Source organism: Sphingomonas yunnanensis, assembly GCF_019898765.1.
Classification (GTDB): domain Bacteria; phylum Pseudomonadota; class Alphaproteobacteria; order Sphingomonadales; family Sphingomonadaceae; genus Sphingomonas; species Sphingomonas yunnanensis.
In genome coordinates this window covers 111,962-125,736 of sequence record NZ_JAIOKB010000006.1, presented here as the reverse complement: position 1 = coordinate 125,736, position 13,775 = coordinate 111,962, and the positions used below count along the sequence as shown (strand labels likewise).

Here is a 13,775-nt window from a genome sequence, read left to right as displayed (position 1 = left end):
CCGCGCGGGCCTGCGATGCCAGAGCGGGGGCGCCATCCCGCCGCGCAGCGGCAACACCACCATCTCCGCGTTCCCCCGCCTCTGCGTCTCTGCGCGATCATCACGGACCGTACGCGTGCCGTGGGCGGAGCGCTGGTTGGTTCGCGCGGAGGCGCGGAGGCGCAGCGAGGGCTTGCTAGGGGCGATGTCCTGATCGTCACGCGCTACCTCTTCGCGTCCTCGCGTCCTCGCGTCCTCGCGTGAACACAAGATCGATGCTCACGCGAAGATGCGAAAAGGTAGCGAGCGCGGCGGGTGTCGTGGCGTCCCCTGCGTGGTGAGCGCGCGCTGTCGCGTGCGTCTCGTGCGTCCATCATCGCGCTTGCCCCGACTCCGTCCCATCGGGCACAGGCGGCGGCAATGACCGTCAGCGTGGACATGGGCACCGATCCGTCGGGCGCGCCCGTGACAATGGATCTCGAGGAACTGCTCGCCACCCGCTTGCTCGTCCAGGGCAATTCGGGCTCGGGCAAGTCGCACCTGCTGCGCCGGCTGCTCGAGGGCTCGGCCGGGCAGGTGCAGCAGGTGGTGATCGATCCCGAGGGCGATTTCGTCACCTTATCCGAGCGTTACGGCCATGTCGTGATCGAGGGCGCGGACTATGCCGAGCGCGAGATCGCGCGCATCGCCGCGCGCCTGCGCGAGCATCGCGCCAGCGTCGTGCTCAGCCTCGAGGGGTTGGAAGCAGAGGGCCAGATGCGCTGCGCCGCGGGCTTCCTCGGCGCCTTGTTCGACGCGCCGCGCGAGCATTGGTACCCCGCTTTGGTGGTGGTCGACGAGGCGCAGCTGTTCGCCCCCACCACCGGCGGCGAGGTGGCCGAGGACGTGCGCCGCGCCTCGCTCTCGGCGATGACCAACCTCATGTGCCGCGGCCGCAAGCGCGGGCTCGCCGGGGTGATCGCGACGCAGCGGCTCGCCAAGCTCGCCAAGAACGTCGCGGCCGAGGCGAGCAACTTTCTCATGGGCCGCACCTTCCTCGACATCGACATGGCCCGCGCGGCGGACCTGCTCGGCATGGAGCGGCGCCAGGCCGACGTGATCCGCGACCTCGCGCGCGGCACCTTCCTGGCGCTCGGCCCCGCGGTGTCGCGCCGCCCGCTGACGGTGAAGATCGGCGCGGTAGAGACTCAGGCGCGCAGCGGCAGCCCCAAGTTGGTGCCGCTGCCCAAGGCGGACAGCGTCGACGTCCAGGCGCTGCTCGACGTCACTCCCGAGGCGGCGCCCGCTCTGCCGCTCTCGTTCGACCCGCGCCCGCGCCGCGTGCCGAGCGAGGAGCTGCTCGCCGACCTCGCCGCGTCGGCCACGGCGAGCGTGCCCGCGCCTGCGCTACCCGACCGCTCCGAGGAGGAGGTCGAGGCGGTCTACGCCGAGGTGCTGCGCGCGATCGTCGCCGATACGGAGAGCGCGGGGCGGCCCGCCGCGATATTGTTCCAGGACTTCCAGGTGCGCTGCCGCATGACGGGCGTGGCGCGCCCGGCGCTCGACCTTCCCGCCTTCAGCCGCCGGCTGTCGTGCGCGCGCGCCGGCATCTTCACCCCGCAGGCGGAGGAATGGGCGAGCGCGCTGGCGCTGGCGCAGGGGCTACCCGACGACATGCTCGGCGCCTTCCTGCTCGTGGCGAAGGCGGCGCGTGACGGCGAGCCGTGCCCCTCGGACGAGGCGATCGCGCATACCTATGGGACGAGCTCGCTCGGGCGGGTGAAGCGGCTGATCGGCTATATCGAGAGTCGCGACCTGTTCGTCACGCGCACCGACATGGCGGGCAAGCGCTCGATCACGATCCCGCATCTGGGCTGGACGACGGGGGCGGCGGAGGCGGCTTAGGGGCACTTAAAGGCGTGGTCGTACGCGGAGAGCCCCCTCCTCCACGCCGCGTCGCGGCGCGGCCCGGCCCCTCTCTCCGCCATGCGGGGAGGAGCGCAATCCTCCCCGGCACGCAGAGGGGGCGGAAGGGCGAGATGGTGTCCCCCGGACACCATCTTGGCTCGCCGGGGCAAGCCAAAGCCCTCACGCTCGCGGAGCGCGTGGTGGAGGCGGTTCTCCACACGCGCGCCGCTCAACCTAAATGGCTTTACCCCGCCTCCAGCTTCGCCTCCGCCACCAGCGGCGGGGTCTGCTGGTGCTGCACCACGGTCCAGCGCTCGTGCTCGATCCGGCGATAGGTCGAGGTGCAGTGCGCGACATAGGTCTCGCCCCCACCCTTCGACGCCTCGACCTTATAGGCCGCCACGATCAGTCCCTCCTGCGGCCGCACGATACGCTGGTCGCTGAAGCGCACCGCGTCCCAGCGCGGAGTCTTGCTCACGGCCTCCACCGCCGCGGCGCTCTCGAGCACGTAAGGCGGCTGCGGCACCACCATCAGCGCCGATTCGTCGATCGACTCACGATAATGGTCCGCGTCGGCGGTCCACAGGCTCTCCTCGAACGCCCACACGCGCTGGTCTTCCATATTCCCTGCTCCCTCACTGGACTTGATCCAAGCGAGGCGAACGCGCGATCGTTCCGCCCGGGCTCAGCCCGCCGCGCCGCGCCGCCAAGGATAGCCGCTGACGCGCGGCCACAGCAGGTTGAGCGCGAGCCCGCCCAGCACCAACGCGGCGGCCAGCAGCTTCCACCCCGGCAGCGGCTCGCCCAGCAACAGCGCCGAGGTGCCCATGCCGAATACCGGCACCAGCATCGCGCTCGGCGTGATCGTCGCGGCGGGATGGCGCGCCAGCAGCCAGCCCCAGGCGGCATAGCCGAACAACGTGTTGCCGACCGCCTGCCACACTACCGCGGCCCACACACTTGGCCCGGCGCGCTGCACCGCCTCTGCGATCGGCGCCGCGCCCTCGACCAGCAGCGCGGCGGCGGCCAGCGGCGGCACCGCGAAGGCGCTCGACCAGACGACGAAGCCGAGCATGTCGGTGGTGCCGCTCGCCTTCGCGACCTGGTTGCCGCCCGCCCAGCTGATCGCCGCCGCGATCGTCAGCGCGATCCCCAGCGGGGTGGCGGCGCGGTCGTTATGGACGAGGATGGTGAGGATGCCCGCGCTCGCCAGGACCAGTGCGCCGAGCTGATAGGCGCGCACGCGCTCACCGCTCAGCATGATCGCGAGCCCGATGGTGAAGAACACCTGGCTCTGCACCACCAGGCTCGCCAGTCCGGGCGAGATCCAGCCGTCCATCGCCAGGAACAGCATCCCGAACTGCCCCGCGCCGATCAGCAGGCCATAAGCGGCGAGCGAGCGCCACAACACCTTCGGGCGCGGCACGAACAGCGCCGGCAGGAAGGCGAGCGCGAAGCGGCAGGCGGCGAAGGCGAGCGGCGGCAGCACGTCGAGCGCGGCCCGGATCACGACGAAGTTGGTGCCCCATACCGCCACCACGGCGAGCGCGAGCAGCAGGTGGCGCGGCGGCACCGCGACGGGGGTGGTCGGGAACGTGCTCACCTCAGATCCTCGCGACCATCGCAATTCGTCGCAGGCAGAACGTCCCTGCGACACACCATCGTGCTCCCGCGCACGCCGGAGCCCAGACGGTGCCAGCGTGACCGTCGTCGTTCTGCTTGACCCTGGGTTCCCGCGTTCGCGGGAACACACCGGGAGAGTGCCAGCGACGTTCGCGCAGCGCCATGGAGAGCAGGATCAGTCGGCCGCTGCCTGACCATGCGCATCATCCAGCAGGCCGAGCGCGGTCAGCTCCGCACGCAGCGGCTCCGCCGCGGAGAACAGGTGCGAGCGGATGCCGAGCGCGCGCGCCGCGGCGACGTTCGCTTCATTGTCGTCGACGAAGAAGGCCTGGTCGGCGGTGAGCGCGAAGCGGCGCAGCGCGAGGTGGAAGATCGCGGGGTCGGGCTTGACCACGCGCTCGTCGCCCGAGACGACGATGTCGCGGAAGCGGTCGAACAGTGCTGCCTCGCGCGCGCGGAACGGCGCGAAGAACTCGCCCGAGAAGTTGGTGATCGCGAACAGCGTCACGCCGCGCAAGTCGAGCTCTTCGACCAGCTCGGGCATGCCCGGGATCGGCCCCGGGATCTGCTCGCCGAAGCGCGGCCCCCACAGAGCGATCATCGCGGCGTGCTGCGGGTACAGCGCGGCGAGCTCGGCGCTGGTCTCGACGAAGGGTCGGCCGGCGTCGTGCTGGAAATGCCAATCGCGCGTCGCGACTTCGCCCAGGAACGAGTCGAGCGCCTGCTCGTCGTCGAACAGACGCCCGTAAAGCGCACGTGGGTCCCAGTCGTAGAGGACGTGACCGACGTCGAAGATCACCGACGTCGGGACGGTGACCGCCGACGTCACGTCAGGGCTCAGCCCTGGCGCGCCTTGAAGCGACGGTTGGTCTTGTTGATGACGTAGGTGCGGCCGCGGCGACGGATCACGCGATTGTCGCGGTGGCGGTCCTTGAGCGACTTGAGGCTGTTGCGGATCTTCATGGCGGTGGCGCTTCTGTCGAGAGAATAGGGAAAGCGCGCCGCCTAGAGAGCGAGGGGTGGAAAGTCAACCGAGTCGGGGGTGGGCGCCACCCGATCCTCTCCGCCTGGCGGGGAGGATCGCGCGCCGTGGGCCGGACGGCGCTCTAGTCCGGCGGTCCGCCCGCCTCCCCGCGGAGCTTGCGACACGCTGCGGCGTTGCTATGCCGCAGCGATCGTTTCCGTGAAGGCTCTGTCATGCGTCGTCTCGTCCTCGTCCTTCTCGCCGCCGCGCCGCTGGCCGCCTGTGCCACCGGGCCACAGCGCTTCCCGGTCGAAGCGACTCGCTTCCACTATGACGCGGTGGCCGAGCGCGGCACCGTCAGCGTCGAGCCGCTGCAAGGCGGCGGCTCCCCCAGCCTCGAATACAAGACCTATGCCGCCGCGGTAGAGGCCGAGCTGCTGCGCAACGGCTTTAGCAGCCCCGCGCCCGGCACCGCCGCGCAATATATCGCCACCGTCGGCTTCACCCGCACCGACCGGCCGCTGCCGCCGCGCCGCTCGCCCGTGCAGATCGGCCTGGACGGCGGCGGCTTCTCCGGAGGGCGGCGCGGCGGCACCGGGCTGGGCGGCGGCGTCAGCTTCCCGCTGGGTCAGCCGCGCGAGCGCGTCGGCGTGGTGACCGAGCTGGCGGTGCGGCTGCGGCGCGGCCCCAACGCGATCTGGGAGGGTCAGGCGCAGTCGCTCACCGACACCAGCGCGCCCGACGCCGATGCCAACGCGGTCGCGGCCCGGCTGGCCGCCGCTCTGTTCAAGGATTTTCCCGGCGAATCCGGGCGCACGGTCGAGGTGAAATGACGCTACAGATCAACGCCGCCTTCGATGGCGGCAATATCCGCCTGGTCGAGCTCAGCGGCGAGGGGGACGACTGGACCTGCGATCTCGAGATCGTGCGCGACCACCAGTCCGACTTCTACCAATGGTTCTACTTCCGCGCCGCGGGCCTGCGCGGCAAGCGCGTGACCTTCCGCATCGTCAACGCCGGCCAGTCGGCCTATCCGTTCGGCTGGCCGGGCTATCGCACGCGCGCCTCGACCGACCTGGAGGCGTGGCGGATGATCGACACGCGCTACGACGCCGGCGTGCTCCAGTTCGACTGGACCGGCACCGGCGATCTCGCCTGGTTCGCCTATTTCGCGCCTTTCACGATGGAGATGCACGCGCGACTGGTGGCGCGGATCGCGGCCAGGCCGGGTGTGACCCACCGCGAGCTGGGCACCACCCTCGACGGTCAGGCGATCGACTATTTCCGCGTCGGCAGCGGCGCCAAGCAGGTGTGGCTGTACGGCCGCCAGCATCCCGGCGAGTCGATGACCGAATATTGGATGGAGGGCGCGCTCGACTGGCTCACCAGCGACGCCGCCGCACCGCTGCTGGCGGCGGCGACGGTCCATGTCGTGCCCAACATGAATCCCGACGGGACGCGCCGTGGCCACCTGCGCACCAATGCCGCGGGCGTGAACCTCAACCGCGAGTGGCACGCGCCCAGCCCCGAGCGCAGTCCCGAGGTGCTGTGCGTGCTGCGCGAGATGGACCGTACCGGCGTCACCTTCGCGATGGACGTCCACGGCGACGAGGCGATCCCGGCGAACTTCATCGCGGGCTTCGAGGGCATCCCCTCCTGGACCGACGCCCACGGCGCCAAATTCTACGACTTCGGTCGGCGGCTGGCGGCGCACAGCCGCGATTTCCAGACCGAGCTCGGCTACGAGCGATCGGCGCCGGGCCGGGCCAATCTGTCGATGTCGACCAACCAGCTCGCCGAGCGCTTCGGCGCGGTGTCGGTGACGCTCGAGATGCCGTTCAAGGACCACGACCCCAACCCGGACGCCGCGTTCGGCTGGAGTCCCGGGCGCAGCCGCATGCTGGGCGTGTCATGCCTCGAGGTGGTGGCGGAGATGATCGACGGGTTGTGAGGCCTGAGATCCTCCCCACTCGCGGGCAGCGGGACCATACGCAGCATGGTGGAGGGGAGGCTTCCCCTGGCGCTGAGCTGCGTGGAGTGCCCCCTCCACCACCGGCCTGCGGCCGGCGTCCGAGCTTCGGCGTACTCGCAGCACGCCACGATCGTCTTCGGGGAACACGATCTCGCTCGCACGCCCCTCCCCGTACCGGGAGAGACTTTTCCCCTCACCGTCCCGCGCGGCGGTGCAGCTCCCCTTCCAGCTCGCCGATATAGCGCCGCAGCGACCCGGCGCAGACCGGATCGGTCACCATCGCGGCGGTACGACGCGCGCGCGCCAACTCGGTGCGCACGAGCTCATGCGTCGCCTCGCGTAACATCGTTGCTTCCCCGCCCCGTTCGCGCGGTTCATGCGCGATCGAAGGGCGGGGAGATTGGACGAAATCACTGCTGCCGCTCGATCAACGCTGAATTGGAAGAATGTGGAGAATGATCGCGTTCACGCAACGCACGACGCCTCACTCGCCCTGCGACCGATAGTCCTTCAGCTCGTCCCCGATGATGCGCACGACGTGGAGCACGTTGGTCGAGCCCGGCGTGCGGAACGGCACGCCGGCCATCACGATCACGCGGTCGCCCGCCTGCGCGATACCCTGGCGCAGCGCGATCCGCTTCGCCTTGGCCACCATCTCCTCGAACGACTCGACGTCGCGCGTCACCACGTTGTGCGTACCCCACAGCAGCCCGAGCCGCCGCGCGGTCTCGCGGTTGGGGGTGAGCACGAGGATCGGCACCGAGGGACGCTCGCGCGCGATCCGGCGCGCGGTCGAACCCGAGCTGGTGAAGCAGATGATCGCCGCCGCCGACACCGTCGCCGCGATGTTCTTGGCCGATTCCGCCAGCGCGTCGGCGGTGGTGGGATCGGGCCGCGTGACGGTGAAGTGGATGCGGTCGCCGTGCATCGGGTCGCGCTCCACCGCGTCGCCGATCGCGTTCATCATCGCGACCGATTCGACCGGCCATTGACCGGCGGCGCTCTCGGCCGAGAGCATGATCGCGTCGGCGCCGTCGTAGATCGCGGTGGCGACGTCGGACACCTCGGCGCGCGTCGGCGACGGGCTCTGGATCATCGACTCGAGCATCTGCGTCGCGACCACCACCGGGCGGCCCATCCGGCGGGCGGTCTCGACGATGCGCTTCTGCAGCGGCGGCACCGACTGCGGCGGCAGCTCGACGCCGAGGTCGCCGCGCGCGACCATCACGCCGTCGCACATCTCGACGATCTCCTCGAGCCGCTCGATCGCCGCGGGCTTCTCGATCTTCGCGAGCAAAGCGGCCTCGCCCTGGATCAGCTTGCGCGCCTCGGCCAGATCCTCGGGCCGCTGGACGAACGACAAAGCGATCCAGTCGACCCCCTGCTCCAGCGCGAACGACAGGTCGGAGCGGTCCTTCTCGGTCAGCGCCGCCATCGGCACCACCACGTCGGGGACGTTGAGCCCCTTGTTGTCGCTCAGCGCACCGCCGACCTCGACATTGGTGACGATGCGATTCTCGTCGTGATCGGTGACGCGCAGCACCAGCTTGCCGTCGTCGAGCAGCAGGCGCGCGCCGGGCTCGATCGCGGCGAAGATCTCGCGGTGCGGCAGCCGCACGCGCGTCGCGTCGCCCGGCGTCGGGTCATGGTCGAGCGTGAAAGTGCTGCCGTGCTCCAGCATCACGCGACCGCCGGCGAACTTGCCGACGCGCAGCTTCGGCCCCTGGAGATCCGCGAGGATCGTCGAGGGGCGGTTGAACTTCTCCTCCAGCGCGCGGATCGATCGGATGATCTGCGCCTTGGAGGCCTGATCGCCGTGGCTCATGTTGATGCGGAACGCGTCCGCACCCGCCTGGAACAACGTGGCGATCATCTCGGGCGTGTCGCTCGCCGGGCCAAGGGTGGCGAGCACGCGAACCTTGCGCGAACGCGGGGCGATCGTATCGGAGGTCTCGGTCACATGCGCCTTCCTGCTTTGCCGCGGACGCCTTAGCGACTAACGCGCCGGGATCAAATCCGGAGATGCAGATGGACCAGCGCGACCCCCTCGACACGCTCGACGACGCGACCGCCGCGGCGGCGTTCCGTCGCCTGGTGAGCCACCTGCGCCACCGCACCGACGCGCAGAACGTCGACCTGATGGGACTGGCGGGTTTCTGCCGCAACTGTCTGTCCGACTGGGTCGGCGAGGCCGGCGGGCTGCCGAAGGACGCCGCGCGCGAGGCGATCTACGGCATGCCCTACGCCGAGTGGAAGGATCGCCACCAGCAGGAGGCGACACCCGAGCAGCTGGCGCGGATGAAGGAGAGCGTCGCGCGGAACGCGGGATAGTGCGGAGCTGGACGATAGCCTCGCGGGTAGATCCTCCCCTGCAAGGGGGGATCAACGACCCAGCCTAGCTGCTCGGCGGCGAGCGCCATAAACTTGACTCCGCGACCTTGCCCCGCTACCCGCGCCGCTTCGCAATCGCCCCCGCACCCCGGTGAAGCGGCGGGCCTGCGCGTGTCCACCTCGTGGATCACGCAGCGCGATGACCGGGACCAACGTTGTACGCCATTGCTTAGGAATATCTGATGTCGAAGCGCAGCAGCGCCAAGTATAAGCTCGACCGTCGTCTCGGCGAGAACATCTGGGGCCGGCCGAAGAGCCCGGTCAACAAGCGCGAGTACGGCCCGGGCCAGCACGGCCAGCGCCGCAAGGGCAAGATGTCGGACTTCGGCATCCAGCTGCGCGCCAAGCAGAAGCTCAAGGGCTATTACGGCGACGTCACCGAGAAGCAGTTCCGCCACGCCTATGAGGAGGCGTCGCGCATGAAGGGCGACACCTCGCAGAACCTGATCGGCCTGCTCGAGCGCCGTCTCGACGCGATCGTGTATCGCGCCAAGTTCGCACCGACGATCTGGGCCGCGCGCCAGCTGGTCAGCCACGGCCACGTCCGCGTCAACGGCGTGAAGTGCAACATCGCGTCGCGCCGCTGCGACGTGGGCGACGAGATCACGCTCGGCACCAAGGCGCAGGAGATGGCGCTGGTGCTCGAGGCGCAGCAGCTCGCCGAGCGCGAGGTGCCCGATTATGTCGCACCCGACGGTGCCGCGAAGGTCTCCTTCATCCGCGTGCCCTCGCTGGACGAGGTGCCCTATCCGGTAAAGATGGAGCCGAACCTGGTCGTCGAGTTCTACTCGCGCTGACCTGACCGATCTGTCGCCCCGGCATCGCCGGGGCGGCTCGGGAGGGCGTGCCCTTCCCCGAGAACCCCGGCCGCGTGCCGGGGTTTCTCGTTGGGGTGGGTTTCGGGGCGCGTGCTTCGCCGCATGTGCTGCGGCGAACGCCGGAGCCCGGGGCAGCACGCGTGCCGCTGATGGCTCTGGCCTCCTGCGTACGCAGGAGCACGCGCGGCGGCGCCTTCCCGCAACCAACCCGACCCGCTCTCGTTCTCCGTCCACATCGACAGGAGACCAAAGATGGCGGACGCCAACACCGACCCGACCAAGCTCAAGCACGACCTGTGGCAGAAGATGGCGGACAGCCCGTTCGTCATGGTCGGCCCGGCGGACGGCTCGGCGCACAGCGAACCGCTCACCGCGCAGCTCGACAAAGATCAGGTCGACACGCTCTTCTTCTTCGTCGGCAAGGACAATCGGCTCGCCGGCGGCGGGCGCGTGATGGCGCAGTACGTGTCCAAGGGGCACGATTTCTTCGCCTGCATGGACGGCCAGGCGCGCATCGACAACGACGCCGCGCAGATCGACAAGTTGTGGAACAAACAGGCCGAGGCCTGGTTTCCGGGCGGCCGCGAGGACCCCAACCTGACGCTGCTGCGAGTCGACGTCGACAGCGCCGAGCTGTGGGAGACCGATATCTCGCTCTCCGGCCGCGTGAAGATGCTGTTCGGCGGCACGATCAAGCCGAGCGAGTCAGGCAGCCACGCCAAGGTGGAGACCACCGCGGAGAACTCGCCGGCGTGAGGGAGAAATCCTCCCCGCTCGCGGGGAGGTCTCAGCGTGAAGCGCTGACGGAGGGGGCTCTCCCATCACGGGGCGGCTCGTTTGAGGCGTCCCCCCTCCACCACTCGCGCCGCGAGCGGTCCCCCCTCCCCCATTTAGGGAGGATTCAGGCAACAAAAAGGGCGCCCGGTCCGCACCGGGCGCCCTTCTCGCGTCAGCCGCTCAGCGCGACTTACGCGCTGTAGTACATGTCGTACTCGACCGGGCTCGGGGTCATCTCCCAGCGCGCCACGTCCTGCCACTGCAGCTCGACGTACGCCTCGATCTGGTCCTTGGTGAACACGTCGCCCTTCAGCAGGAAGTCGTGGTCCGCCATCAGCGAGTCGAGCGCCTCGCGCAGCGACGCGCAGACGGTCGGCACCTGCGCCAGCTCGGCTGGCGGCAGGTCGTACAGGTTCTTGTCCATCGCCTCGCCGGGATGGATCTTGTTCTGGATCCCGTCCAGGCCCGCCATCAGCAGGGCGGCATAGGCCAGATACGGGTTCGCCATCGCGTCGGGGAAGCGAACCTCGACGCGCTTGCTCTTCGGCCCGGTGCCGTAGGGGATGCGGCACGAGGCCGAGCGATTGCGCGCCGAGTAAGCGAGCAGCACCGGCGCCTCGTAACCCGGTACCAGCCGCTTGTAGCTGTTGGTGGTCGGGTTGGTGAAGGCGTTGATCGCCTTGGCGTGCTTGATGATCCCGCCGATGAAGTAGAGGCAGGTGTCGGACAGGCCCGCGTAGCCGTTGCCCGCGAACAAGGGCTCCTTGCCCTGCCAGATCGAGAAGTGCGTGTGCATGCCCGAGCCGTTATCTTCCTTGATCGGCTTGGGCATGAAGGTGGCCGACTTGCCATAGGCATGCGCGACCTGGTGCACGACGTACTTGTAGATCTGCATGCGGTCGGCGGTGGTGGTCAGCGTGCCGAAGGTGAGACCCAGCTCGTGCTGCGCCGCGGCCACCTCGTGGTGGTGCTTGTCGCACGGCAGGCCCATCTCGATCATGGTCGAGACCATCTCGCCGCGAATGTCGACCGCCGAGTCGACCGGCGCGACCGGGAAGTAGCCGCCCTTGGCGCGCGGGCGATGCGCGAGGTTGCCGCCCTCATACTCGCGGCCGGTGTTGGTCGGCAGCTCGATGTCGTCGACCTTGAAATAGCTGGTGTTGTAGCCGTTCTCGAAGCGGACGTCGTCGAACATGAAGAACTCGGCCTCGGGGCCGACATAGACGGTGTCGCCGATCCCGGTGGTCGCGACATAGGCCTCGGCGCGCTTGGCGGTGGTACGCGGGTCGCGGCTATAGCCCTCGCCGGTCGACGGCTCGACGATGTCGCAGAACACGATCAGCATCGGCGTCGCCGAGAAGGGATCGGTGTAGACCGCGTCGAGGTCGGGCTTGAGGATCATGTCCGACTCGTTGATCGCCTTCCAGCCCGCGATCGAGGAGCCGTCGAACATCAGGCCGTCCGTCCACTCGTCCTCGCCCATCACCGAGGCGACCATGGTGAGGTGCTGCCACTTGCCCTTGGGATCGGTGAAGCGCAGATCGACCCACTCGATCTCCTCGTCCTTGATCTTGCTTAGAACGTCTGCGGCCGTGTTCGCCATGATGCTTCTCTCTCTCGCAGGAGCGCTCCCCGAACGTTGCCGGAGCGCGCGGTAACAGGGACGCCCCGGCGCCTGGCCGGGGCAACGGGGGATGTCAGATCGCGTCGTTGTCGCGCTCGCCGGTGCGGATGCGCAGCGCGGTCTCCACCGGGATCACGAAGATCTTTCCGTCGCCGATCCGGCCGGTCTGCGCCGCGGTGGCGATCGCCTCGACCACGCGCTCCGCCAGCCCGTCCTCGACGACGACCTCGAGCTTCACCTTGGGCAGGAAGTCGACGACGTATTCGGCGCCGCGATACAGTTCGGTATGGCCCTTCTGCCGGCCGAAGCCCTTGGCCTCGGTCACGGTGATGCCGCTGACGCCGATCTCGTGCAGCGCTTCCTTCACCTCATCCAGCTTGAACGGCTTGATGATCGCCTCGATCTTCTTCACGCGATTGACGCCCCACCTCGGATGAAAGACCGATACCCCGCGAGGTACCTTGCACCGACCGTGCCAGCCGCGGACGCTCAGGGCAACCCAGTGCGGCGACCGGCCGGGTTGCCGGCGCGCCTGCCTGAAAAACGTGCAGAGGCGCGCCGACTGCCACCGCTTTGAGCAACCCGACGCTGGCCAATTTGTTAAGCGGCAAGGGGATATGGGGCGATATGCGTAACTTCAGGTCGTCCTGGATCCTCGGCGTGTCGTCGCTCTCGCTGCTGCTCGGCGGCTGCGGTGGTGGGGGCGATGGCGGCACCGCCACGGCGAGTACCCCCGCCGCGGTGGTGGTGACGCCTGCCCCCGCCCCCGCTCCCTCGCCGACGCCGAGCCCCACGCCGCAGCCGAGCCCGACCCCCCCGCCGGTCGCGGTCGACCCCACCTCCGCCGCGCCGACCGGCAGCTGGGCGGCGCGCGCCGCCGCGCTCTTCACCACCCAGCCCGACGTACCCAATTGCCGCCCCGGCGTGCTGGCCGACAGCGTGCGCGCCGACGTGCTCGCACGCCTCAACGCGATCCGCGCGCTCCACCGGCTGCCCGCGGTGACCTATTCGAGCGCCGACGACGAGCAGGCGACCCAGGCGGCGCTGATGATGGCGGCCAACGGCCAGCTCACGCACACGCCCCCGGCCGACTGGAAATGCTACACCGACACCGGCTCGACCGGCGCGGGGACGAGCAACCTCTACGGCGGCCTGATCTCACCCTATCTCGCTTATTATACCGAGGACATGTATCTCGGCGGCTGGCTCACCGAGACGACCAACCTCGTCGCCAACAACGTCGGCCACCGCCGCTGGATGCTCGATCCGTTCCTCGGCAAGATCAGCTACGGCCGCGTCGCCCAGGTGCTCGCCGATGGCAGCCGCACCGACGCGGCGGCGATGAAGGTGGTGTCGTTCTCCGGCGGCGTGGCCGTGCCCGGCGGGCTGCCGCCCTATGTGGCCTATCCTTACGGCGACTATCCGGCGCGCTATTTCGATCCCGCGGCGCTGCTGTCCTTCTCGGTGATCGCCGACACGACGCGGCGCGGCGGGGCCAACGCGCAGGTCGATTTCTCCAAGGCGACGGTGCGGGTGGCGAACGGCGACACGGCGCTGACGGTATCGAACATCAGCTTCGACAACACCGGTTATGGCGTGCCCAACAACCTCCAGTTCGCGGTGGCAGGACTGGCCAACGGCGTGACCTACACGGTGACGGTCGACGGCGTGTCGGTGCGCGGGCAGGCGCAGAGTTACAGCTACACCTTCCGGATCGTGGCCTAGTCCGACCCTTGATCC

General features: G+C 69.3%; 15 protein-coding genes. 7 read left to right on the top strand and 8 right to left on the bottom strand.

The genetic code is table 11. From position 1 onward, the window contains the following. Positions 1-354: 354 nt before the first annotated feature. Entirely contained in the window at positions 355-1,863 is a 1,509-nt protein-coding gene (locus tag K7957_RS16025; RefSeq protein ID WP_343228439.1) for an ATP-binding protein, read from the top strand. A gap of 247 nt (positions 1,864-2,110) precedes the next feature. On the opposite strand, the gene K7957_RS16020 is transcribed toward K7957_RS16025, so the two are convergent. The 4 genes from K7957_RS16020 to ykgO all read right to left on the bottom strand — a co-directional run bounded on the left by K7957_RS16020 (position 2,111) and on the right by ykgO (position 4,452). After that, a complete protein-coding gene (locus K7957_RS16020; protein WP_223013177.1) occupies positions 2,111-2,488 on the bottom strand; it encodes a DUF4440 domain-containing protein in 378 nt (125 codons plus the stop codon). 63 nt (positions 2,489-2,551) lie between these two features. Continuing rightward, on the bottom strand, positions 2,552-3,469 hold the full coding sequence (locus K7957_RS16015) for an EamA family transporter (RefSeq protein ID WP_343228435.1): 918 nt from the start codon (positions 3,467-3,469) through the stop codon (positions 2,552-2,554). 195 nt (positions 3,470-3,664) lie between these two features. Continuing rightward, positions 3,665-4,318 carry an HAD family hydrolase gene (locus K7957_RS16010; protein ID WP_223013176.1) on the bottom strand — a complete coding sequence of 218 codons (654 nt, stop codon included), beginning with the start codon at positions 4,316-4,318 and terminating at the stop codon, positions 3,665-3,667. Positions 4,319-4,326: 8 nt separating this feature from the next. Continuing rightward, positions 4,327-4,452 carry a type B 50S ribosomal protein L36 gene (ykgO, locus tag K7957_RS16005; protein WP_003046794.1) on the bottom strand — a complete coding sequence of 42 codons (126 nt, stop codon included), beginning with the start codon at positions 4,450-4,452 and terminating at the stop codon, positions 4,327-4,329. 234 nt (positions 4,453-4,686) lie between these two features. On the opposite strand from ykgO, the gene K7957_RS16000 reads away from it, so the two are divergent. Together K7957_RS16000 and K7957_RS15995 are read left to right on the top strand one after the other, a co-directional pair. Next, positions 4,687-5,286 (top strand): DUF4136 domain-containing protein, encoded by a 600-nt coding sequence (locus K7957_RS16000; protein ID WP_223013174.1) that lies wholly within the window; start codon positions 4,687-4,689, stop codon positions 5,284-5,286. Next, positions 5,283-6,404, top strand: coding sequence for a M14 family metallopeptidase (locus K7957_RS15995; protein WP_223013173.1), 1,122 nt, complete (start codon positions 5,283-5,285; stop codon positions 6,402-6,404). Before K7957_RS16000 ends, K7957_RS15995 begins: the two co-directional genes overlap by 4 nt. A gap of 214 nt (positions 6,405-6,618) precedes the next feature. On the opposite strand, the gene K7957_RS15990 is transcribed toward K7957_RS15995, so the two are convergent. Together K7957_RS15990 and pyk are read right to left on the bottom strand one after the other, a co-directional pair. Then, positions 6,619-6,771: a hypothetical protein gene (locus K7957_RS15990; protein ID WP_223013172.1), complete on the bottom strand. Its 153-nt coding sequence runs from the start codon at positions 6,769-6,771 to the stop codon at positions 6,619-6,621. Between the two features lie 138 nt (positions 6,772-6,909). Next, a complete protein-coding gene (gene pyk, locus K7957_RS15985) occupies positions 6,910-8,385 on the bottom strand; it encodes a pyruvate kinase (RefSeq protein ID WP_223013171.1) in 1,476 nt (491 codons plus the stop codon). Positions 8,386-8,453: 68 nt separating this feature from the next. Between pyk and K7957_RS15980 the strand changes: the two genes are divergently transcribed. From K7957_RS15980 to K7957_RS15970, 3 genes are all read left to right on the top strand, one after another. Further along, on the top strand, positions 8,454-8,756 hold the full coding sequence (locus K7957_RS15980; RefSeq protein WP_425517212.1) for a DUF1244 domain-containing protein: 303 nt from the start codon (positions 8,454-8,456) through the stop codon (positions 8,754-8,756). 242 nt (positions 8,757-8,998) lie between these two features. Then, complete coding sequence (gene rpsD, locus K7957_RS15975) at positions 8,999-9,613, top strand: 30S ribosomal protein S4 (RefSeq protein WP_223013169.1); 615 nt, start codon at positions 8,999-9,001, stop codon at positions 9,611-9,613. 273 nt (positions 9,614-9,886) lie between these two features. Continuing rightward, positions 9,887-10,390, top strand: a complete 504-nt coding sequence (locus K7957_RS15970) for a pyridoxamine 5'-phosphate oxidase family protein (RefSeq protein ID WP_223013168.1) — start codon at positions 9,887-9,889, stop codon at positions 10,388-10,390. 211 nt (positions 10,391-10,601) lie between these two features. Here K7957_RS15970 and glnA read toward each other — a convergent pair whose 3' ends face one another. Continuing rightward, positions 10,602-12,014 carry a type I glutamate--ammonia ligase gene (gene glnA / locus K7957_RS15965; protein WP_223013166.1) on the bottom strand — a complete coding sequence of 471 codons (1,413 nt, stop codon included), beginning with the start codon at positions 12,012-12,014 and terminating at the stop codon, positions 10,602-10,604. Positions 12,015-12,108: 94 nt separating this feature from the next. Further along, complete coding sequence (locus K7957_RS15960; protein WP_183946069.1) at positions 12,109-12,447, bottom strand: P-II family nitrogen regulator; 339 nt, start codon at positions 12,445-12,447, stop codon at positions 12,109-12,111. A gap of 215 nt (positions 12,448-12,662) precedes the next feature. Between K7957_RS15960 and K7957_RS15955 the strand changes: the two genes are divergently transcribed. Then, positions 12,663-13,760 carry a CAP domain-containing protein gene (locus K7957_RS15955; RefSeq protein WP_223013164.1) on the top strand — a complete coding sequence of 366 codons (1,098 nt, stop codon included), beginning with the start codon at positions 12,663-12,665 and terminating at the stop codon, positions 13,758-13,760. The last annotated feature ends 15 nt before the right edge of the window (positions 13,761-13,775 follow it).

Bases quoted from the DNA above. Each gene is read 5' to 3' on its own strand.
- K7957_RS16020 (WP_223013177.1), bottom strand. From the start codon at position 2,488: ATGGAAGACCAGCGCGTGTGGGCGTTCGAGGAGAGCCTGTGGACCGCC.
- ykgO (WP_003046794.1), bottom strand. From the start codon at position 4,452: ATGAAGATCCGCAACAGCCTCAAGTCGCTCAAGGACCGCCACCGCGAC.
- K7957_RS16000 (WP_223013174.1), top strand. From the start codon at position 4,687: ATGCGTCGTCTCGTCCTCGTCCTTCTCGCCGCCGCGCCGCTGGCCGCC.
- K7957_RS15995 (WP_223013173.1), top strand. From the start codon at position 5,283: ATGACGCTACAGATCAACGCCGCCTTCGATGGCGGCAATATCCGCCTG.
- K7957_RS15990 (WP_223013172.1), bottom strand. From the start codon at position 6,771: ATGTTACGCGAGGCGACGCATGAGCTCGTGCGCACCGAGTTGGCGCGC.
- K7957_RS15980 (WP_425517212.1), top strand. From the start codon at position 8,454: ATGGACCAGCGCGACCCCCTCGACACGCTCGACGACGCGACCGCCGCG.
- rpsD (WP_223013169.1), top strand. From the start codon at position 8,999: ATGTCGAAGCGCAGCAGCGCCAAGTATAAGCTCGACCGTCGTCTCGGC.
- K7957_RS15970 (WP_223013168.1), top strand. From the start codon at position 9,887: ATGGCGGACGCCAACACCGACCCGACCAAGCTCAAGCACGACCTGTGG.
- glnA (WP_223013166.1), bottom strand. From the start codon at position 12,014: ATGGCGAACACGGCCGCAGACGTTCTAAGCAAGATCAAGGACGAGGAG.
- K7957_RS15955 (WP_223013164.1), top strand. From the start codon at position 12,663: ATGCGTAACTTCAGGTCGTCCTGGATCCTCGGCGTGTCGTCGCTCTCG.